The sequence below is a fragment of the Pseudomonas sp. GW822-FHT02G04 genome (assembly GCF_058802085.1).
The window spans coordinates 210,209-230,164 of the sequence record NZ_JBXANU010000003.1; the positions used below are offsets into that span (position 1 = coordinate 210,209).

Consider the following 19,956-nt stretch of genomic DNA (forward strand, 5'->3'; position numbering starts at 1 on the left):
GCCAGACTCGCTGACAAGGACGCATATTTTCCGTGAACCAAAACTGGCATGGCACCCTGATTCGCCACATGCTGTTGCTGGTCACCGCCTGTTTGGTGATCGGCCTGATCTCCGGCTACTACGGCTGGAGCCTCGCCGTGGGCCTGGGTGTTTACCTGACCTGGACCCTCAAACAGCTGCTGCGCCTGCACGAATGGCTGCGCCTGCACCAACCCGATGAAGCACCGCCCGACGGCTATGGCCTGTGGGGCGAAGTGTTCGACAGCATCTATCACCTGCAACGCCGCGACCAACGGGTACGCGGGCGCCTGCAAGCGGTGATCGACCGGGTCCAGGAATCCACCGCCGCGCTGAAAGACGCAGTGATCATGCTCGACAGCGACGGTAACCTTGAGTGGTGGAACCGCGCCGCCGAAACCCTGCTGGGTCTCAAGACCCCTCAGGACAGCGGCCAACCGGTGACCAACCTGGTGCGCCATCCGCGCTTCAAGGAATACTTCGAGCAGGACAGCTACGCCGAGCCGTTGGAAATTCCGTCGCCGATCAACGATCGCCTGCGCATTCAGCTATACATCACCCGCTACGGCAACAACGAACACTTGATGCTGGTGCGCGACGTGACGCGTATCCATCAGCTGGAGCAGATGCGCAAAGACTTTATCGCCAACGTGTCCCACGAGCTGCGTACGCCCCTGACAGTGATTTGCGGCTACCTGGAAACCCTGCTCGATAACGTCGAGGAAGTGAATCCACGCTGGACCCGTGCCCTGCAGCAAATGCAGCAGCAAGGCGGGCGCATGCAGACCTTGCTTAACGATTTGCTGCTGCTGGCCAAACTGGAAGCCACCGATTACCCGTCGGACAACCAACCAGTGTCCATCGACAGCCTGCTGCAATCGATCAAGAGCGATGCTCAGCAGCTGTCGGGTCAGAAAAATCAGCGCATCACCCTCGAAGCCGACCCGACGATTCTGCTCAAGGGCAGCGAAGCCGAACTGCGCAGTGCGTTTTCCAATCTGGTGTTCAACGCGGTGAAATACACCCCGGCCGAGGGCAATATCCGCATTCGCTGGTGGGGTGACGAGCAAGGCGCACACCTGAGCGTGCAGGATTCGGGAATCGGCATCGACAGCAAGCACCTGCCGCGCCTGACTGAACGCTTCTACCGCGTCGATTCCAGTCGCAACTCCAACACTGGTGGCACCGGGCTGGGCCTGGCCATCGTCAAGCACGTGTTGCTGCGCCACCGGGCACGCATGGAAATCAGCAGTGTGCCGGGGCATGGCAGCACGTTTACCTGCCATTTCGCGCCGGCCCAGGTCAGCAAATCCCGCGTCATCAGTGCAGCGGACTGATACCGACTAGCACTCACCACTAGGCAATCGACCAGTCAGCCGCTACATTGGCTGACTTGTGCCTGCCCTTCAGGCGCACTTTTTTCTTTCCTTTTGAATACACGGAACCCGCAAAACTCCATCATGGACCCTTCCCCTGGCTTGACCCTCGCAACAATATTCGCCGACTTCGGCATGATTCTTTTTGCTCTGATCCTGGTTTTGCTCAACGGCTTTTTCGTTGCGGCAGAATTTGCCATGGTCAAACTGCGCTCGACCCGGGTCGAAGCCATCGCTGAACAGCACGGCTGGCGCGGACATATCCTGCGCACCGTACACAGTCAGCTCGATGCTTACCTGTCAGCGTGCCAATTGGGTATCACCCTCGCTTCTCTCGGCCTGGGTTGGGTCGGTGAACCGGCGTTCGCGCACCTCCTGGAGCCTGTGCTGAGTGCCGTGGGCGTAGATTCCGCTGAAGTGGTCAAGGCGGTTTCGTTCTTCACGGCGTTCTTCATCATTTCGTACCTGCACATCGTGGTCGGTGAGCTGGCGCCGAAATCCTGGGCCATCCGCAAACCCGAGTTGCTGTCGCTGTGGACGGCGGTGCCGCTGTACTTGTTCTACTGGGCCATGTACCCGGCCATCTACCTGCTCAACGCCAGCGCCAACCAGATCCTGCGCATCGCCGGGCAAGGTGAGCCCGGCCCACACCACGAGCACCATTACAGCCGTGAAGAACTGAAACTGATCCTGCACTCCAGCCGTGGCCAGGACCCGAGCGACCAAGGCATGCGCGTACTGGCCTCGGCGGTGGAAATGGGCGAGCTGGAAGTGGTCGACTGGGCTAACTCCCGAGAAGACCTGGTCACGCTTGAGTTCAACGCTCCACTCAAGGAAATCCTGGCGTTGTTCCGCCGCCACAAGTTCAGCCGCTACCCGGTGTACGACAGCGAGCGCCAGGAGTTCGTCGGCCTGCTGCACATCAAGGATCTGCTGCTGGAACTGGCTGCCCTGGATCACATTCCCGAGTCGTTCAACCTCGCCGAACTGACCCGGCCGCTGGAGCGCGTGTCGCGGCATATGCCGCTGTCGCAACTCCTGGAACAGTTCCGCAAGGGCGGCTCGCACTTCGCCGTGGTCGAGGAAGCCGACGGCAACATCATCGGCTACCTGACCATGGAAGACGTGCTGGAAGTGCTGGTGGGCGACATTCAGGACGAACACCGCAAGGCTGAACGCGGGATCCTCGCGTATCAGCCGGGCAAGCTGCTGGTGCGCGGCGATACGCCGCTGTTCAAGGTGGAACGCCTGCTGGGCATCGACCTGGACCACATCGAGGCCGAAACCCTCGCAGGGCTGGTCTACGAAACCCTGAAACGGGTGCCGGAAGAGGAAGAAGTACTGGAAGTCGAAGGTTTGCGGATCATCATCAAAAAGATGAAAGGGCCGAAGATCATATTGGCCAAAGTGTTGATGCTGGATTAAGCGTGCTTTCGGTGGTGAGCGGGCTTTTGTGGTGAGGGGGCTTGCCCCCGTTGGGCTGCGGAGCGGCCCCAAAACCGGCTGCCGCGTTTACTCAGGCAGACCGCGTTGGCTGAATGGCGACTGCTGCGCAGCCGAGCGGGAGCAAGCTCCCTCGCCACAGTCCTGGTTGCCTTCACTTCTTGCCCAACGCAAAGTTGGGCAACGCCCCCACCGGTTGATTGAACTGGTACGGAATCGACACCAGCCCCAATCCGGTATTGCGCTGCACCACGAAGTGCAGGTGCGGGCCGCTGCTATTGCCGGTATTGCCCGACAGCGCCAGCGCACTGCCCACCACCACCCGCTGACCTTCCCGTACGCAGACTGAACCCTTTTTGAGGTGCAGGTACACGCCCATGGTCCCGTCATCGTGCAGCACCCGTACGAAATTGCCCGACGGATCGTTGCCGCGCCCGGTCTGGCCATTCTCGGTTTTCACCACCACCCCGCCGCGCGCAGCGATGATCGGCGTGCCTTCGGGCATGGCAATGTCCATCGCGTAACGGTTCTTCGGCCCATAATGGCTGTATTGACCGTTGGCGCCCTGGGTCAGCCGAAACGGACCGCCACGCCAGGGCAACGGATATCGATAGGCCATGGCAGCCCCTGAGGGGTCGCCCAGGGAGTATGCGAACCTTGGGTTATACACGATCGGCCTTCCAGCCTTCGTCGGCGTGAGCAGGGCCAGACGAAGGTTACTGCGCGCCGGCATCACCCGCCGGATCGGTCGGCTCGGCGCACCGCTTACGTTCTGCAGCCCGTCGAAACTCAGCTCGATCTCGACCGGCGCATACAGGTCATTGCGCACGAACACGCTGTCGATGCCATTCATCCTCTTGATGTCGAGGTACACCTGCCGCTCAAGGTGTTCGACCATTCGGTCGCGAAAAACGAACACCTTCGCACCTTTGGTGGGGCGGTCACTGTAAGAGACCACGCCACTGGCATCAGTGGACCTGTAGATCGTCATGGCCACAGCCGAGGTGGAGGCCATGAAAAGACCACAGAAAAACAGCAGGCGCGCGAGCATGGGCAAAATTCTGTTGAGTAGGCCTGGGAAGGAGCCTAGCAGCAGAAATGGACCTGCGTAGTCGACAGATGTTTCAAAATGGGCGGAAAGCAAAAACAAAAGATCGCAGCCTGCGGCAGCTCCTACACAGGCATTGTGTTTCACCTGTAGGAGCTGCCGAAGGCTGCGATCTTTTAGGAGCGAAGATTACGCACCCGGTACGAAGTGCTTCTGCGCGGTGCCACGGGCGATCAGGCGGGAGATGTAGTCGAGCTTCTGTGCATCCTGGTCGACAAAGCGGAACGTCAGTTGCAGCCACTCGCTGTCCGGCTTCGGCTCGTGGGCGACGATGGCGTGCAAGTAGCCGTTAAGACGGGCAGTTTCGGCGTTGTCGCCCTGCTCCAGGTCGAGTACGGCGTTGTCGAGGACTTGCGGCAAGGTGTCGGTGCGTTTCACCACCAACAACGCTTCCTTGATGCTCAAGGCCTTGATCACGCACTGCTGAGTACCGCTCGACAGGCGCAGTTGGCCTTGGCCACGACCGCCAGCTGATGCGGAAGCAGCGGCAGGCGCCTTCACCGGCGGGTTGTTGAGCAGGCCGCGAGACGGCGCCGCAGCCGGGGCTGGCGCGGCGGCAGCAGGTTTGGCGAACGGGTTGACCACTGCAGCCGAGGGTGCGACCACCGCCGCTTTGCCGCCAGTCAATGCGCTCAGGGAATCGTTGCCGAACGCCGAGTTCATTTTGGTCGGCGCGCTGTTCATCAAGGTGTCGAGCTTGCCAACCTTGTTCAGCGCCTGCTTGACCTTGGTCAGCAGCTGCTCGTTGGTGAACGGTTTGCTGACATAGCCGGAAACCCCGGCCTGGATCGCCTGGACCACGTTCTCTTTGTCGCCACGGCTGGTCACCATCACGAACGGCATGGTCTTGAGGTTGTCCTGCTCGCGGCACCAGGTCAGCAGCTCAAGGCCAGACATTTCCGGCATTTCCCAGTCACACAGGACCAGGTCGAACGCTTCCTTGGCCAGCATGGCCTGGGCCTTTTTACCGTTGACTGCATCTTCGGTCCGGATCCCGGGGAAGTAGTTGCGCAGGCACTTTTTTACCAGGTCACGAATGAACGACGCATCGTCCACGACCAACACACTGATCTTGCTCATCCAACACCCCTTTAAAAATCCCGGCAAGCATAACGCTGGCTGATGGCACTTTGCCAAAACTCTTCAGTCACGCCGGGACTTTTCGTTCGCGGGTGCTGCTTTTCAATTCGGCTTTTCGATTCGAAAGCCACCCAAACAAAAACGCCCGGCCAAGGGGCCGGGCGCTTTTTCTTGGGCAACCTTACTTATCGTCAGCTTTGTCCGGAACATTAGCGGTTTCGGCACTTGTGCCTTCCACTTCTTCCTTCATGCGCTTGAGGCCCAGGTGACGTACGTCGGTACCGCGCACCAGGTAAATCACCAGTTCCGAGATATTGCGCGCGTGGTCGCCGATCCGCTCCAGGGAACGCAGCACCCAGATAATGCTCAAGACCCGCGAGATAGAGCGCGGGTCTTCCATCATGTAGGTGGCCAGTTCGCGCAGCGCAGTCTTGTATTCGCGGTCGATGATCTTGTCATACTGCGCCACCGACAGTGCCAGGTCGGCGTCAAAGCGGGCAAACGCGTCCAGGGCATCGCGAACCATGTTGCGCACCTGGTCGCCGATGTGGCGAACCTCGACATAACCGCGCGGCGCTTCGCCTTCTTCGCACAACTGAATGGCGCGACGGGCGATCTTGGTGGCTTCGTCGCCGATACGCTCGAGGTCGATCACCGATTTGGAGATGCTGATGATCAGACGCAAGTCCGACGCCGCCGGCTGACGACGGGCCAGAATGCGCAGGCATTCTTCGTCGATGTTGCGTTCCATCTGGTTGATCTGGTCGTCGACCTCGCGCACTTGCTGGGCCAGGCCGGAGTCGGCCTCGATCAGCGCGGTGACCGCGTCGTTGACCTGCTTCTCGACCAGCCCGCCCATGGCCAGGAGGTGGCTGCGCACTTCCTCGAGCTCAGCGTTGAACTGCTGGGAGATGTGATGGGTAAGGCCTTCTTTACTAATCATGTTGGCGTCCTTGGAGCGTCCGGTAAGGTGCGGTGGACCGCAGCGTCAGTTCATTAAGCAACAACCGCTTACTAGCCGTAACGACCGGTGATGTAGTCTTCGGTCTGCTTCTTCGCCGGATTGGTGAACAGGGTGTCGGTGTCGCCGAACTCCACCAGTTTGCCCATATACATGAACGCCGTGTAGTCGGAAACCCGCGCGGCCTGTTGCATGTTGTGGGTCACGATAACAATGGTGAACTTGGATTTCAGTTCGTAGATCAGCTCTTCGACTTTCAGCGTGGAGATCGGGTCGAGGGCCGAGCACGGTTCGTCGAGCAGCAGCACTTCCGGCTCCACGGCGATGGTGCGGGCAATCACCAGACGTTGCTGCTGACCGCCGGACAGACCGAGTGCCGACTCGTGCAGACGATCCTTGACTTCATCCCACAGCGCCGCGCCTTTCAACGCCCACTCGACGGCTTCGTCGAGGATGCGCTTTTTGTTGATGCCCTGGATGCGCAAGCCATAAACCACGTTTTCATAGATGGTTTTCGGGAACGGGTTGGGCTTCTGGAACACCATGCCGACGCGACGACGCAGCTCGGCCACGTCCTCGCCCTTGCGGTAGATGTTGTTGCCGTAGAGGTTGATCGCACCTTCGACGCGGCAGCCGTCCACCAGGTCATTCATGCGGTTGAAGGTACGCAGCAGCGTGGACTTGCCGCAGCCGGACGGGCCGATGAAGGCGGTCACGCGCTGTTTCGGGATGTTCATGCTGACGTCGTACAGCGCTTGTTTTTCGCCGTAGAACAGGCTCAGCCCCGGCACTTCGATGGCCACGGTTTCCTGCTCGAGACTCAGGCTCTGCTTGTCGCGGCCCAGGGCCGACATGTTGATGCCGTGAGTGTGTGCTTCGTGCTGCATGGGAGGCTCCCTGTGCTAACAAATTCGGTTCAGTGAGCCGCTGGCCTCACAAGATGGGCCAGCGGTGTCGCCGCTCTGTAGGAGCGGCGGTAATTAACTATCCAGCGCCTTGTACTTCTCGCGCAGATGGTTACGGATATAAACGGCCGACAGGTTCAATGTCGCGATCACCAGCACCAGCAGCAGCGCCGTGGCGTACACCAGCGGTCGCGCGGCTTCGACGTTCGGGCTCTGGAAGCCGACGTCATAGATATGGAAGCCCAGGTGCATGATCTTCTGGTCCAGGTGCAGGTACGGGTAGTTGCCATCCACCGGCAGCGACGGCGCCAGTTTCACCACGCCCACCAGCATCAGCGGCGCCACTTCACCGGCGGCGCGGGCCACGGCGAGAATCATGCCGGTCATCATGGCCGGGCTGGCCATTGGCAGCACGATCTTCCACAAGGTCTCGGCCTTGGTCGCGCCGAGGGCCAACGAACCTTCGCGCACGGTGCGAGGAATCCGCGCCAGACCTTCTTCGGTGGCCACGATCACCACCGGCACAGCCAGTAGCGCCAGGGTCAGGGAAGCCCAGAGCAAACCTGGTGTACCGAAGGTCGGCGCCGGCAGCGCTTCAGGGAAGAACAACCGGTCGACCGAGCCGCCCAGTACATAGACGAAGAAGCCCAGGCCGAACACGCCGTAAACGATCGCCGGAACACCTGCCAGGTTGTTCACCGCGATGCGGATCACTCGGGTCAGGGTGTTTTGCTTGGCGTATTCACGCAGGTAGACCGCCGCCAGCACGCCGAACGGCGTCACGATCATTGCCATGATCAGGGTCATCATCACGGTGCCGAAAATCGCCGGGAAAATCCCGCCTTCGGTGTTGGCTTCACGCGGGTCGTCGCTGAGGAACTCCCAGACCTTGCTGAAGTAGAAACCGATCTTGGTGAACGTACTCATGGCGTTCGGCTGGTAGGCGTGAACCACTTTGCCGATGCCGATTTCGATCTCTTTACCGTTCGCGTCGCGAGCCGTCAGGCTGTCGCGGTTGAACTGCGCGTGCAGGTCGTTCAGTCGCGCTTCGACTTCCTGATAACGGGCATTCAACTCGGCGCGCTCGGACTCCAGGTCCGCTTGCGCCGCAGCGTCGAGACGGCCGGCCAGTTCCAGCTTGCGACCGTGCAGACGCACACGTTCAAGGCCTGCGTTGATCGCACCAATATCGGTTTTTTCCAGGCTCTTGAGCTGCCCAGCCAGCTGGTTGACGCGATCGACACGGGCCTGCAACTCAGGCCATGCGGCTTCGCCTTCAGCGATGACCTTGCCATCCTGTTTGACGTTGACCAGGTAACCGTAGAAGTTGCCCCACTCGCGACGCTCGATGGTCATCAGCTCTGGCGGAGTCTTCTGGTTGGTCAGCCACTCGCCGACAATCCAGGTGAAGTCAGTGCCGTTCAGATCGCGGTTGCCGACCTTGATCAGCTCGCGGGTCATGAACTCCGGGCCCTGATCGGGCACCGGCAGGCCAGCGCTTTTCAGACGCTCGCGTGGCACTTCTTCCTTCTGCACCACTTCGCCGATGACCAGGTGATTGGCCTGGCCCGGCACGTCATAACTGGCGTGGACCAAGTCCGCCGGCCAGAAGTGACCCAGACCGCGCACGGCAATCACCGCCAGCAGGCCAATGGTCATGATGACCGCAATGGACACCGCGCCACCGCTGATCCAGACGCCTGGGGCGCCGCTCTTGAACCATCCATTCAGGGAGTTCTGTTTCACAGACTTCTACCTTTCTTAAAGCGACGAGTATTTCTTGCGCAGACGCTGACGAATCAGTTCCGCGAGGGTGTTCATGACGAAGGTGAACAGCAACAGCACCAGCGCCGAGAGGAACAGCACGCGGTAGTGGCTGCCGCCGACTTCCGATTCGGGCATTTCCACCGCGACGTTGGCTGCCAATGTGCGCAGGCCTTCGAACAGGTTCATTTCCATGACCGGGGTGTTACCGGTGGCCATCAGCACGATCATGGTTTCACCGACCGCGCGGCCCATGCCGATCATCAGCGCCGAGAAGATGCCCGGGCTGGCGGTGAGAATCACTACGCGAGTCATGGTCTGCCACGGCGTGGCACCGAGGGCCAGGGAGCCGAGGGTCAGGCCGCGCGGCACGCTGAACACGGCGTCTTCGGCAATGGAGTAGATGTTCGGGATGACCGCAAAACCCATGGCCAGGCCGACCACCAGAGCGTTGCGCTGGTCGTAGGTGATGCCCAGGTCGTGGGAGATCCACATGCGCATGTCGCCGCCGAAGAACCAGGTTTCCATGTACGGGCTCATGTACAGCGACAGCCAACCCACGAACAGAATCACTGGAATCAGGATCGCGCTTTCCCAACCGTCCGGCACTTTCAGGCGGATCGACTCAGGCAGGCGACTGAAGACGAAACCCGCCACCAGAATGCCGATCGGCAGGAGCATCAGCAGGCTGAAGATGCCCGGCAAATGCCCTTCTACATACGGTGCGAGGAACAGGCCGGCGAAGAAGCCGAGGATCACCGTAGGCATCGCTTCCATCAGCTCGATCACCGGCTTGACCTTGCGACGCATGCCCGGGGCCATGAAATACGCGGTATAGATCGCTGCGGCGACAGCCAGCGGCGCAGCCAGCAGCATGGCGTAGAACGCGGCTTTCAGGGTACCGAAGGTCAGCGGCGAGAGGCTCAGCTTGGGTTCGAAGTCGGTGTTGGCGGCAGTCGATTGCCAGACGTATTTAGGCTCGTCGTAGTTCTCGTACCAGACTTTGCTCCACAACGCGCTCCAGGAAACTTCCGGGTGCGGGTTGTCGAGCAGCAACGGTTGCAGCTTGCCGCCCTGCTCCACGATCACGCGGTTGGCCCGTGGTGACAGGCCGAACAGGCCTTGGCCGTCAACCACCTGATCCACCAGCAAAGTGCGGTGCGCGGTGCTGTGGAACACGCCGAGCTTGCCGGACGCATCAAGGGCAACGAAGCCTTTGCGACGTTCTTCGGCGGTGATTTCAACAATCGGCGCAGCGCCCATCTGGAAGGTGCGGATTTGCTTCAGGCGCAGTTCGCCATCGTGATCGCGAGCCATGAACCACTGGGCGAGACCGCCCTTGGAGTCGCCGAGGATCAGTGAGATACCACCCACCAACTGGGTGCTGGCAGTAATCTCGGCATCGCCGTTTTCGAGCAATTTGTAGCGACCGTTAAGACTCTTGTCGCGCAGGCTGAACACATCGGCTTGAGCGCGACCGTTGACCACGTACAGCCACTGCTGACGCGGGTCGACGAAGATGTTCTTCACTGGCTCGGTCATTTGCGGCAGGTCAATGCGCTTCTGCTCGTTGGTGACTTCGCCGGTCATCATGTTTTCTTCGCTGCTCAGCGAGATGACATGCAGTTGCGCACCGGTGGAGCCAGCCAGCAGCAGGGTCGAATCGGTGGCGTTGAGGCTGACGTGTTCCAGAGCGCCGCCTGCCTCATTCAGCACGATTGGCGTTTCGCCGTACGGGTATTCGATGGCCGGCGAGATGGTTTTCTTGCCGTCCGGGTAGCTGACTTTATAGGTATGGCGGAACACCAGTACCTGACCGTTGGACAACCCCACTGCGACCAATGGATGGCCGGGCTGATCTTCACCGATGGAGGTCACGCTGGTGCCGGCCGGAATCGGCAGGTCAACGCGGCGCAGCTCGGCGCCGCTGTCGATATCAAAGAACAACGCCTGGCCCTTGTCGGAAACCCGCATCGCGACCTGGTTCTGTTCTTCGAGGGAGATCATCAAAGGCTTGCCGGCGTCTTGCATCCAGGCGGGTGTAATGGCGTCTTTGGCGGTCAGATTGGCACCCTGGAACAAAGGTGCGACGACGTAACCGAGGAAGAAGAAGATCAGGGTGATCGCGCCGAGGACGGCGAGGCCGCCGACGAGGACGTACCAGCGGGTCAGGCGATCTTTCAGCGCACGGATGCGGCGCTTGCGGTGCAGCTCAGGCGTATTGAAGTCAATTCGCTTGGGGGGATTTGTAGTCATGGTGGAGTTGGCCAGATCATTCATGCGCACACCCTAGCGATCCTGTATGACAGAAAGATGACAATGCAGTGACGCAACAAATCCGCCGCCGGTGGAAACTGGCAGTGGATCGGAAATTTGGGGGGCGTAGGAGCTGTCGAGGTTCCCTCGTCAGCTCCTACACAGGTCCGGGTTTACCCCGGACCTAGGGTTTTACTTTTTTGCGACTTCAGCGCCGCCTTCCGCCAGACCCAGGTCAGCCAGTGCTTTTGCAGCAACCTTGGCTGGCAGTGGGATGTAGCCGTCTTTCACTACAACTTCCTGGCCTTGTTTAGACAGGACCAGTTTCACGAACTCGGCTTCCAGCGGGGCCAGAGGCTTGTTCGGGGCCTTGTTGACGTAAACGTAGAGGAAACGCGACAGCGGATACTTGCCGTTCAGGGCGTTTTCTTCGGTGTCTTCGATGAATTCAGTGCTGCCTTTCTTGGACAGGGCCACGGTCTTCACGCTGGCGGTCTTGTAGCCGATGCCCGAGTAACCGATGCCGTTCAGCGAGGAGCTGATCGACTGCACGACCGACGCCGAGCCTGGTTGTTCGTTGACGTTTGGCTTGTAGTCGCCTTTGCACAGGGCTTCTTCTTTGAAGTAGCCATAAGTGCCGGATACCGAGTTACGACCGAACAGTTGTACTGGCTTGTTGGCCAGGTCACCGGTCACACCCAGGTCGCCCCAGGTTTTCACGTCAGTTTTAGCGCCGCACAGACGAGTCGAGGAGAAGATCGCGTCGACTTGTTCCATGGTCAGGTGCTGAATCGGGTTGTCTTTGTGCACGAACACAGCCAGGGCGTCCACGGCAACCGGGATAGCGGTTGGCTTGTAGCCGTACTTCTGCTCGAAGGCCGCCAGTTCGGTGTCCTTCATCTTGCGGCTCATCGGGCCCAGGTTGGAGGTGCCTTCAGTCAGCGCAGGTGGCGCGGTGGCGGAACCAGCGGCCTGAATCTGGATGTTTACGTTCGGGTATTCTTTTTTGTAGTTCTCAGCCCACAGGGTCATGAGGTTGGCCAGGGTATCGGAGCCGACGCTGGACAGGTTGCCCGACACACCAGTGGTCTTGGTGTAGCTCGGGATAGCAGGGTCAACAGCGGCAACCGCGTTGGCAGTCGCAACGCCAGCAGCGACAAAAGTCATTGCCGCCATCAAACGCTTCAGTTTCATGCCTTACTCCTAGCAGATAGGTGTGTTAAGTCGGGGCCAAGTATCAGCAGGCCGTGTGAACACTCTATGGCTGAAATATGACAATTGGATGAAAGGCCAGTATTCAATTGCCGGATACATTCTGACTCTCTGAGAAGGTTGACAAATAAGAACTAAAATATAGTCTTGTCAACCACGAGAGGAACCCATGATTAATGACCGAATCCGCCGCGCTCGCCTTCTGCGTGGCATGTCCTTGGAGGCGCTGGCGCTCCAGCTTGGCGACATTACCAAGCAAGCCCTCAGCAAATACGAAAAAGGGTTAAGCACCCCGAACTCCTCGCGCCTGCTGCAAATGGCAAAAGTATTGGAGGTCAATCCTGAGTACTTTTTCCGCGCGGACGCCATCCCGCTTGCGCCGTTGGAGTTTCGCAAGCTTGCGAAAATGCCCAGATACCGTCAGGTGCAAGTCGAAGAGCAGATTCGTGAACACCTTGAGCGCTACATGGCTCTGGAGGAATGTTTCGACCCAGCGGACATCCAGACTCCAAGCACTCCGGCTCAAATGCTGCCCGTTTCCTCTATTGAAGAGGCCGAGCACGCCGCCGAGTTACTTCGGGATTTCTGGGGAATTGGTAGCGACCCCATCGCTAATCTGACCGAGCAGTTAGAAGAGCACAGCATCAAGGTAGCGATGCTCATGGGGCCGGATGATTTCGATGGGGCCTGCGCAGCTACCGGAGACGGGCGCCATGTCTTGATCGCGTTAAATGCCGAGCGTCCAGGTGAACGTATACGCTTCACCGCTGCCCACGAGCTTGGCCATTGGGTCATGCAGCTACCCGACGATATGCCTGAGAGAGACAAGGAAAACTGCTGTCATCGATTTGCAGGTGCATTCCTCTACCCGGCAAAAGGCGTCACCAGCGACTTCGGCAGCCATCCACGTTCACGGATTCATCCGCGCGAGTTACTCATCGCCAAGCGCCAATACGGGATTTCGATGCACGCAGCACTACGGCGCCTCAAGGATCTGAACCTGCTTAGCGATGCGGGTTACAAATCTCTAACCATCCAATTCAGCGCGAACGGCTGGCGCAAGGCTGAGCCAGAACCCATGCCCTGTAAGCCACCACAACGTTTTGAATCGTTGGTGTTTTGGGGATTGGCAGAGGGGTTGATCACCAAATCCCGCGCAGCCGAACTTTTACGTAAGCCAGTGAGCGCCCTTGACCCAAACTTCCTAGGCTCATTGGAGAGTGCATGAGTCTGATCTACATCAGCGATACAAATATCTGGATCGATTTCAGAAACGCTGGATTGCTGGAACAGATGTTCAGACTTCCGTTCACACTTTGCTGCACCGATTTCGTGATGGATGAACTGGAGGACTTTCCCCATGACGAATTGCTCGCCCAAGGGTTGATTGTCGAATCTTTCGATGGCCCCGGAGTGGCTCGACTTTTCAGCCTCAAGGTAGAGCACAACAACAGTTCACTGGCGGATGTCTCCTGTTATTTGCTCGCGCAGGAGACAGGTCGACCGTTACTGACCGGAGACAGCAAGCTCAGACGCCAGGCTCAACGAGATGGCTTGCAGGTCCACGGGGCGCTCTGGCTACTCGACCTAATGGTCGAGCACCAAGTTGTTCCACCAGCACACGCTGCGGATGCCTTGGATAACATGCTCGAACATGGGGCACGTTTACCGCCTGGAGAATGTGATGCAAGGCTTTCGCACTGGCGAAAGCATTAACATCCAACCGTTGTTACCGTCCTTTTTTCCAAAGATACGCCCCCACCAGAATCCCGACCCCGCAAATAATCGCCACGTAATACGCCGGCCCCATCGGGCTTTCCTTGAGCAGCAGGGTGACGACCATCGGGGTCAGGCCGCCGAAGATGGCGTAGGCCAGGTTGTAGGAAAACGACAGACCGCTGAAACGCACCACCGCCGGGAAGGCTTTGACCATCACGTACGGCACCGCACCGATGGTGCCGACCAGCAAACCGGTCAGGGCGTACATCGGGAACAGCCAGTCGGGGTGATTGAACAGGCTGTGATAGAAGGTCCACGAGGTCAGGAGCAGCAACGCGCTACCGAACACAAACACCCGACCGGCACCAAAGCGGTCAGCCAGTGCACCGGAGGCCACACAGCCCAGGCTCAGGAACACGATGGCCAGGCTGTTGGCCTGCAACGCGGTAGTCGGCGGGAAGTGGTAGACGGTCTGCAGCACGGTCGGGGTCATCAGGATGACCACGATGATCCCGGCGGACAGCAACCAGGTCAGCAGCATGGAAATCAGAATCGCACCGCGATGGTCACGCAGCACAGCGCGCAGCGGCACTTCTTCGGCCAAGGCTTTACGCAATTGCAGTTCGGCAAATACCGGGGTTTCGTGCAGCCAGCGGCGCAGGTAGACCGAGAACAGGCCAAACACGCCGCCCAGCAGGAACGGGATCCGCCAGGCGTAATCCGACACTTCCACCGGCGTATAGAGGCTGTTGATCGCCGTGGCGACCAACGAGCCCAAAAGAATGCCGGCAGTCAGACCGCTGGTCAGCGTGCCGCAGGCATAACCGATATGCCGTTGCGGTACGTGTTCGGAAACGAATACCCAGGCTCCCGGCACTTCGCCGCCAATCGCTGCCCCCTGGATCACCCGCATCAACAGCAACAGGATCGGCGCCCACATACCTATCTGCGCATAAGTTGGCAGCAAGCCCATGATCAGGGTCGGCACTGCCATCATGAAAATGCTCAGTGTGAACATCTTCTTGCGTCCCAGCAGGTCACCGAAGTGCGCCATGACGATGCCGCCCAGCGGCCGGGCCAGGTAACCGGCGGCGAAGATGCCGAATGTCTGCATCAGGCGCAGCCACTCGGGCATGTCGGCGGGGAAGAACAGTTTGCCGACCACCGTGGCGAAGAACACAAAGATGATGAAGTCGTAAAATTCCAGCGCGCCGCCCAGGGCAGACAGCGACAAGGTCTTGTAGTCGTTGCGGGTCAGCGGACGTGCAGGTTGGGCTGGTTGCGCGATGCTCGAGGGCGCTGTGGTCATGGCAAGGGCTTCTCTTATAGTCGGATCTGCAACCTCAACAACGCTGGCGGAGGCTTGGGCAGGTTCGGCACGATAGCAAATTGTTCGAAAAAGCACATAGAGGTGCGTATTTGACGGTCGAAATGAGAACCGGATGGTCGTCTCGGAGTCTATCGACCGATATACTCACAACGTTGCAACGGTTTGTAAGGGGTTGCTGTGCGAAACCGTCGTTGGCACCTGTCAGCCGATTTCGCAGAGTTTCCCTTTAGGCGCCTTACGAAAAACGTGACGAACGTAGTATGTTCGGGGCTGAATCGTTTTTCCAAGGCTCCAGTGCGCAAAGTCGCCGAGCGAAGGTCAGGCAAGGCAAAAACAGGCGAGGACGCGGAGTTTACTGCTGTAAATGAGCGTCCGAGCCTGTTTTTAACGCAGCATGACCGAGCGCAGGCACTTTGCGCGCGGAGCCGTAAGACGGCTATTCACCCGCTATACACACGAAGAGTCACGGGTCAGAGGCACCCCCGGCATGATAGAGCTCGAACAAGAAGATCCAATCCCGCAAGGCGACCTGGCCCTGCAAATTACCGCGCTTCCGCGTGAAACCAACGGCTTTGGCGATATTTTCGGCGGCTGGCTGGTGGCGCAGATGGATTTGGCCGGCACCGCAATGGCCAGCAAGGTTGCTGGTGGTCGCGTGGCCACCGTTGCGATCGATCGCATGGCGTTTCTGGTGCCGGTGGCGGTGGGCGCTCAGCTCTCCTTCTATACCCAGGCCCTGGAAATCGGTCGCAGCTCGATTCAGATGATGGTCGAAGTCTGGAGCGACGATCCGCTGTCCAGCGAATGGCGTAAAGTCACCGAAGCCGTATTTGTGTTCGTCGCCATCGACGGCAGCGGCCGCACTCGTTCGGTTCCGCCCAGAGCTCGTTAAACAAGGCGCTCGTTAAACGCGGTGACCGTTTTGCGGTCCATAGCAGTCATTGTTCCTGATTGAGAGTCGCCCCATGAGCACGCCCACCGTCGAAGCCGTGAAACTGGATGAACTGAACTGCTGGCGCATCCGCCACGGTCAGGCCGAATTGCTGGTGGCCCAGCAAGGCGCGCACATCCTCAGTTATCAACTGGCCGGCCAACCGCCGCTGATCTGGCTCAACGACGAGGCGGTGTTCAAGACCGGCAAAGCTATTCGTGCCGGCGTGCCGGTGTGCTGGCCGTGGTTCGGCAATCTGTCGCGCAACCCGCAGAGTGTCCAGGCCATGCGCGTCAGCCAGGAACCGCCGACCGCTCACGGTCTGGTGCGGGCGATGGACTGGGAACTGGGCGGCATCGAAACCGAGGGCGTAAGCCTGAAGGTGGAGTTCGTCCTGCCCTACCCCGAAGGCGGCCTGCCAGGCTGGCCGCATCAGGTGGGCTTGAAGCTGAGCATTCGCCTGGATGAGCAGTTGCACATCAGCCTGACGAGCGAAAACAACGGCGCTGAACCCGTCACGATCAGCCAGGCGCTGCACAGCTATTTCGCGGTCAGCGATGTGCGCAACGTGCACGTTGAAGGGCTGGATGGCTTGAGTTACATCGAGACGCTGGACGACTGGAAAACCGTCACTCAGACCGGCGATCTGCGCTTTACCGGTGAGACCGACCGCATCTATCTGAATACCCCGCCGACGCTGAGCATCGTTGACCCGCACTGGGAACGACGCATTGAACTGACCAGCAGCGGTTCGCGCTCGGCGGTGATCTGGAACCCGTGGATCGACCGCGCCGCAGCGTTCAGCGACATGGCTGACGACGGCTGGCAGCGCATGTTGTGCATTGAAACGGCGAATGTGATGGATGATGTGGTGACGCTGGCGCCGGGGGCTAGCCATACCCTGGGCGTGAGTGTCGCCAGCAAACCGCTTTAAGAACACAAGATCGCAGCCTTCGGCAGCTCCTACGCGCCTGTGGGCGCTGCCGCAGGCTGCGATCTTTTTTTGCGGTAACCGTGCTTACAAATCCGACTCTTTGACCGCCCGCACCTGCGCCGCATCCAGCGCATACGCCGCATCTGCCAGGTCGTTGTTGACCTTCTCGATCTTCAGCGTGCCGGTCACCCACAGCGGGGTGTAGATGTCATTCAGCTTCAGGCCTTTGGGATAACGCACCAGCACCAGTTGGTTAGGCGGCGGTGGTGGCACGTGGATGCAGGCGCCCGGGTACGGCACGAGGAAGAACAACGTGCTGCGGCCCTTGGCGTCGGATTCCAGTGGTACCGGATAACCGCCGATGCGGATGTGCTTGTCGTTCATCGACGGCACGGTCTTGGTCGAATACATCACCGCCGGCAAGCCCTTGCTCTGCTTCATGCCACCCTTTTGGGTAAAGGTGCCATTGGCTTCCGGGGAGTTGTGATCGATTTCGGGCATGGCCTCGAGGGCCTTCTGGTCCGACTTGGGCATCAGTTCGAGCCAGTCGGTTTCCGGCAGTTCGCCGGCATGGGCCAAACCACTGCCCAGGAAGAGAAGAGTCAACAGAAGACGGCGCATGAAGGTGCTCGGCAAAGGAAAGGACGTTGGAACGCCAAGCATTCTAGCCCTCTCCGGTGTTGGCGCAGAGAGGGCTTTGTCGCTTGAATCAGTTCTTTTTGATCAGGCCGTAGATCACCAGCAATATCACCGCGCCCACCAGTGCACCGATGAAACCTGCGCCCTGACCCGCATGGTAGATGCCCAGGGCCTGGCCGCCGTAAGTGGCCGCCAGTGAACCGCCGATACCGAGCAGGATGGTCATGATCCAGCCCATGCTGTCATCGCCCGGTTTCAGAAACCGAGCCAGCAGGCCGACGATCAAGCCGATAAAGATGGTTCCGATAATTCCCATGGCATTTCCCTCTGATTAGGTTGGCTATGTCAAAGCCTAGACAGACTTTGGCATCCTGCCATCAGAGAACGGCGGCCTCGGAAGGTTCCGCCGCTGCTACATGAAACTATTCGGCAATCAGCGCTTCGACCTTGAGGATCTGCGCAGCGAGCGTCGCCCGATCAGCACAACGCAGGTTGGCATGACCGACCTTGCGGCCGACCTTGAAGGCCTTGCCGTAGTGATGCAGATGGCAATCGGCAATGGCCAGGACTTTCTCGGTGTCCGGTACTTTACCGATGAAGTTGAGCATCGCGCTTTCACCGACCTTGGCCGTCGAACCCAGCGGCAGACCGGCAACGGCTCGCAGGTGGTTTTCGAACTGACTGCACTCGGCACCTTCGGTGGTCCAGTGCCCGGAGTTGTGCACACGCGGGGCGATCTCGTTGGCCTTGAGGCCACCGTCGACTTCGAAGAACTCGAACGCCATCACGCCGACGTAGTCCAGTTGCTTGAGTACCCGGCTGGAGTAGTCTTCAGCCAACGCTTGCAACGGGTGATCGGTGCTGGCCACGGACAGCTTGAGGATGCCGCTGTCATGGGTGTTGTGCACCAGCGGATAGAACTTCGTTTCGCCATCGCGAGCGCGCACGGCGATCAGCGAGACTTCGCCGGTGAACGGCACGAAGCCTTCCAGCAGGCACGCAACGCTGCCCAGTTCGGCGAAGGTACCGACCACGTCTTCAGGCTTGCGCAGGACTTTCTGGCCCTTGCCGTCGTAACCCAGGGTGCGGGTTTTCAGCACGGCCGGCAGGCCGATGGCAGCCACGGCGGCGTCCAGATCGGCTTGGGACTGGATGTCGGCGAACGCAGGGGTCGGAATTCCCAGTTCCTTGAACATGCTCTTCTCGAACCAGCGATCGCGGGCGATGCGCAGCGCTTCGGCGCTCGGGTACACCGGAACGAATTGCGACAGGAAGGCCACGGTTTCGGCCGGGACGCTTTCGAACTCGAAGGTCACCAGATCGACTTCATCGGCCAACTGACGCAGGTGATCCTGATCGCCGTAATCGGCCCGCAGGTGTTCGCCCAATGCGGCTGCGCAAGCATCCGGCGCCGGGTCCAGGAAAGCGAAGTTCATGCCCAGCGGAGTGCCCGCCAGCGCCAACATGCGACCCAACTGGCCGCCACCGATTACACCGATCTTCATCGTCAACAACCTCAGGCGATGCGTGGGTCTGGATTGTCCAGGACGCTGTCTGTCTGCTCAGCGCGGAATTTTTTCAGCACGGTATGAAACTGCGGATGCTTGGCGCCCAGGATACTCGCCGAGAGCAGGGCAGCGTTGATCGCGCCGGCCTTGCCGATGGCCAGGGTGGCGACCGGAATGCCTGCTGGCATCTGCACGATAGAGAGCAGTGAATCGACGCCCGAGAGCATCGACGACTGCACGGGTACACCCAGCACCGGCAGGTGCGTCTTGGCCGCACACATGCCTGGCAGGTGGGCCGCGCCACCGGCACCGGCGATGATCACCTCGATGCCACGGGCCTCAGCCTCTTCGGCATACTGGAACAGCAGGTCCGGGGTGCGGTGGGCAGAGACCACTTTCACCTCGTAAGGGATGCCGAGCTTTTCCAGCATATCGGCGGTGTGGCTAAGGGTGGACCAATCGGACTTGGAGCCCATGATCACGCCAACCAGTGCGCTCATCGTCGTGCCTCTTCTCTCTGGGCGCCCGCAGGCGCGTCAAAAAACAACAAGCCACGCAAAATGCGTGGCTTGATTGTACGAATTATGGCCAGTCAAACCGGCCGAAGGCCGCGCAGTATACCTCAATGAAGCAGATAAACAGCCCCCCATACGACCATCTGTCATACGGCTCAAAGTACCGGTTTTATTGACTTCAGGGTCAGCCAAAAAGATCAAAAGATCGCAGCCTTCGGCAGCTCCTGCGCCGAACATTATAGGAGCTGCCGAAGGCT

At 59.6% G+C, this 19,956-nt stretch carries 18 protein-coding genes; 6 read left to right on the forward strand and 12 right to left on the reverse strand.

Going from position 1 to position 19,956, the window contains the following annotated elements:
* The first annotated feature begins 68 nt into the window (after nt 1-68).
* Together phoR and AC1RO5_RS05780 are read left to right on the forward strand one after the other, a co-directional pair.
* The gene (gene phoR / locus AC1RO5_RS05775; protein WP_493173840.1) at nt 69-1,355 is read left to right on the forward strand and encodes a phosphate regulon sensor histidine kinase PhoR; all 1,287 of its coding nucleotides are present in this window, start codon (nt 69-71) and stop codon (nt 1,353-1,355) included.
* A gap of 123 nt (nt 1,356-1,478) precedes the next feature.
* Nucleotides 1,479-2,819: a hemolysin family protein gene (locus AC1RO5_RS05780; RefSeq protein ID WP_007934513.1), complete on the forward strand. Its 1,341-nt coding sequence runs from the start codon at nt 1,479-1,481 to the stop codon at nt 2,817-2,819.
* A 172-nt stretch (nt 2,820-2,991) separates the two neighbouring features.
* Here the strand turns inward: AC1RO5_RS05780 and AC1RO5_RS05785 are convergent, their stop codons facing one another.
* From AC1RO5_RS05785 to AC1RO5_RS05815, 7 genes are all read right to left on the reverse strand, one after another.
* On the reverse strand, nt 2,992-3,888 hold the full coding sequence (locus AC1RO5_RS05785) for a peptidoglycan DD-metalloendopeptidase family protein (RefSeq protein ID WP_493173491.1): 897 nt from the start codon (nt 3,886-3,888) through the stop codon (nt 2,992-2,994).
* A 186-nt stretch (nt 3,889-4,074) separates the two neighbouring features.
* Complete coding sequence (locus AC1RO5_RS05790) at nt 4,075-5,025, reverse strand: response regulator (RefSeq protein ID WP_493173493.1); 951 nt, start codon at nt 5,023-5,025, stop codon at nt 4,075-4,077.
* A gap of 181 nt (nt 5,026-5,206) precedes the next feature.
* Entirely contained in the window at nt 5,207-5,968 is a 762-nt protein-coding gene (phoU, locus tag AC1RO5_RS05795) for a phosphate signaling complex protein PhoU (RefSeq protein WP_007934507.1), read from the reverse strand.
* Between the two features lie 71 nt (nt 5,969-6,039).
* Nucleotides 6,040-6,873 carry a phosphate ABC transporter ATP-binding protein PstB gene (pstB, locus tag AC1RO5_RS05800; RefSeq protein WP_007934504.1) on the reverse strand — a complete coding sequence of 278 codons (834 nt, stop codon included), beginning with the start codon at nt 6,871-6,873 and terminating at the stop codon, nt 6,040-6,042.
* Nucleotides 6,874-6,966: 93 nt separating this feature from the next.
* Nucleotides 6,967-8,637, reverse strand: a complete 1,671-nt coding sequence (gene pstA / locus AC1RO5_RS05805; RefSeq protein WP_493173495.1) for a phosphate ABC transporter permease PstA — start codon at nt 8,635-8,637, stop codon at nt 6,967-6,969.
* A 15-nt stretch (nt 8,638-8,652) separates the two neighbouring features.
* Nucleotides 8,653-10,686, reverse strand: a complete 2,034-nt coding sequence (locus tag AC1RO5_RS05810; RefSeq protein ID WP_493173842.1) for an ABC transporter permease subunit — start codon at nt 10,684-10,686, stop codon at nt 8,653-8,655.
* 417 nt (nt 10,687-11,103) lie between these two features.
* On the reverse strand, nt 11,104-12,105 hold the full coding sequence (locus AC1RO5_RS05815) for a phosphate ABC transporter substrate-binding protein PstS (RefSeq protein ID WP_007934498.1): 1,002 nt from the start codon (nt 12,103-12,105) through the stop codon (nt 11,104-11,106).
* 187 nt (nt 12,106-12,292) lie between these two features.
* Between AC1RO5_RS05815 and AC1RO5_RS05820 the strand changes: the two genes are divergently transcribed.
* A complete protein-coding gene (locus tag AC1RO5_RS05820; protein ID WP_493173498.1) occupies nt 12,293-13,351 on the forward strand; it encodes a helix-turn-helix domain-containing protein in 1,059 nt (352 codons plus the stop codon).
* Nucleotides 13,348-13,839: a PIN domain-containing protein gene (locus AC1RO5_RS05825; RefSeq protein ID WP_493173500.1), complete on the forward strand. Its 492-nt coding sequence runs from the start codon at nt 13,348-13,350 to the stop codon at nt 13,837-13,839. Before AC1RO5_RS05820 ends, AC1RO5_RS05825 begins: the two co-directional genes overlap by 4 nt.
* Before the next feature lie 13 nt (nt 13,840-13,852).
* Here AC1RO5_RS05825 and AC1RO5_RS05830 read toward each other — a convergent pair whose 3' ends face one another.
* Nucleotides 13,853-15,151: an MFS transporter gene (locus tag AC1RO5_RS05830; RefSeq protein WP_493173502.1), complete on the reverse strand. Its 1,299-nt coding sequence runs from the start codon at nt 15,149-15,151 to the stop codon at nt 13,853-13,855.
* A gap of 508 nt (nt 15,152-15,659) precedes the next feature.
* Here AC1RO5_RS05830 and AC1RO5_RS05835 point away from each other — a divergent pair.
* On the forward strand, nt 15,660-16,064 hold the full coding sequence (locus tag AC1RO5_RS05835; RefSeq protein WP_007896491.1) for an acyl-CoA thioesterase: 405 nt from the start codon (nt 15,660-15,662) through the stop codon (nt 16,062-16,064).
* Nucleotides 16,065-16,137: 73 nt separating this feature from the next.
* Nucleotides 16,138-17,037 (forward strand): D-hexose-6-phosphate mutarotase, encoded by a 900-nt coding sequence (locus tag AC1RO5_RS05840; protein ID WP_493173504.1) that lies wholly within the window; start codon nt 16,138-16,140, stop codon nt 17,035-17,037.
* An 84-nt stretch (nt 17,038-17,121) separates the two neighbouring features.
* Here the strand turns inward: AC1RO5_RS05840 and AC1RO5_RS05845 are convergent, their stop codons facing one another.
* The 4 genes from AC1RO5_RS05845 to purE all read right to left on the reverse strand — a co-directional run bounded on the left by AC1RO5_RS05845 (nt 17,122) and on the right by purE (nt 19,684).
* Nucleotides 17,122-17,658 (reverse strand): DUF3299 domain-containing protein, encoded by a 537-nt coding sequence (locus tag AC1RO5_RS05845; protein WP_493173506.1) that lies wholly within the window; start codon nt 17,656-17,658, stop codon nt 17,122-17,124.
* Nucleotides 17,659-17,746: 88 nt separating this feature from the next.
* Nucleotides 17,747-17,992, reverse strand: coding sequence for a GlsB/YeaQ/YmgE family stress response membrane protein (locus AC1RO5_RS05850; RefSeq protein WP_007934492.1), 246 nt, complete (start codon nt 17,990-17,992; stop codon nt 17,747-17,749).
* A 106-nt stretch (nt 17,993-18,098) separates the two neighbouring features.
* The gene (locus tag AC1RO5_RS05855; RefSeq protein WP_493173508.1) at nt 18,099-19,181 is read right to left on the reverse strand and encodes a 5-(carboxyamino)imidazole ribonucleotide synthase; all 1,083 of its coding nucleotides are present in this window, start codon (nt 19,179-19,181) and stop codon (nt 18,099-18,101) included.
* An 11-nt stretch (nt 19,182-19,192) separates the two neighbouring features.
* A complete protein-coding gene (gene purE, locus AC1RO5_RS05860; RefSeq protein ID WP_003196369.1) occupies nt 19,193-19,684 on the reverse strand; it encodes a 5-(carboxyamino)imidazole ribonucleotide mutase in 492 nt (163 codons plus the stop codon).
* Between the last annotated feature and the right edge of the window lie 272 nt (nt 19,685-19,956).

Excerpts from the sequence above, each read along its gene's own strand:
- phoR (WP_493173840.1), top strand. The coding sequence starts at position 69 with ATGCTGTTGCTGGTCACCGCCTGTTTGGTGATCGGCCTGATCTCCGGC.
- AC1RO5_RS05780 (WP_007934513.1), top strand. The coding sequence starts at position 1,479 with ATGGACCCTTCCCCTGGCTTGACCCTCGCAACAATATTCGCCGACTTC.
- AC1RO5_RS05785 (WP_493173491.1), bottom strand. The coding sequence starts at position 3,888 with ATGCTCGCGCGCCTGCTGTTTTTCTGTGGTCTTTTCATGGCCTCCACC.
- AC1RO5_RS05790 (WP_493173493.1), bottom strand. The coding sequence starts at position 5,025 with ATGAGCAAGATCAGTGTGTTGGTCGTGGACGATGCGTCGTTCATTCGT.
- phoU (WP_007934507.1), bottom strand. The coding sequence starts at position 5,968 with ATGATTAGTAAAGAAGGCCTTACCCATCACATCTCCCAGCAGTTCAAC.
- pstB (WP_007934504.1), bottom strand. The coding sequence starts at position 6,873 with ATGCAGCACGAAGCACACACTCACGGCATCAACATGTCGGCCCTGGGC.
- AC1RO5_RS05810 (WP_493173842.1), bottom strand. The coding sequence starts at position 10,686 with ATGCAAGACGCCGGCAAGCCTTTGATGATCTCCCTCGAAGAACAGAAC.
- AC1RO5_RS05815 (WP_007934498.1), bottom strand. The coding sequence starts at position 12,105 with ATGAAACTGAAGCGTTTGATGGCGGCAATGACTTTTGTCGCTGCTGGC.
- AC1RO5_RS05820 (WP_493173498.1), top strand. The coding sequence starts at position 12,293 with ATGATTAATGACCGAATCCGCCGCGCTCGCCTTCTGCGTGGCATGTCC.
- AC1RO5_RS05825 (WP_493173500.1), top strand. The coding sequence starts at position 13,348 with ATGAGTCTGATCTACATCAGCGATACAAATATCTGGATCGATTTCAGA.
- AC1RO5_RS05830 (WP_493173502.1), bottom strand. The coding sequence starts at position 15,151 with ATGACCACAGCGCCCTCGAGCATCGCGCAACCAGCCCAACCTGCACGT.
- AC1RO5_RS05835 (WP_007896491.1), top strand. The coding sequence starts at position 15,660 with ATGATAGAGCTCGAACAAGAAGATCCAATCCCGCAAGGCGACCTGGCC.
- AC1RO5_RS05840 (WP_493173504.1), top strand. The coding sequence starts at position 16,138 with ATGAGCACGCCCACCGTCGAAGCCGTGAAACTGGATGAACTGAACTGC.
- AC1RO5_RS05845 (WP_493173506.1), bottom strand. The coding sequence starts at position 17,658 with ATGCGCCGTCTTCTGTTGACTCTTCTCTTCCTGGGCAGTGGTTTGGCC.
- AC1RO5_RS05850 (WP_007934492.1), bottom strand. The coding sequence starts at position 17,992 with ATGGGAATTATCGGAACCATCTTTATCGGCTTGATCGTCGGCCTGCTG.
- AC1RO5_RS05855 (WP_493173508.1), bottom strand. The coding sequence starts at position 19,181 with ATGAAGATCGGTGTAATCGGTGGCGGCCAGTTGGGTCGCATGTTGGCG.
- purE (WP_003196369.1), bottom strand. The coding sequence starts at position 19,684 with ATGAGCGCACTGGTTGGCGTGATCATGGGCTCCAAGTCCGATTGGTCC.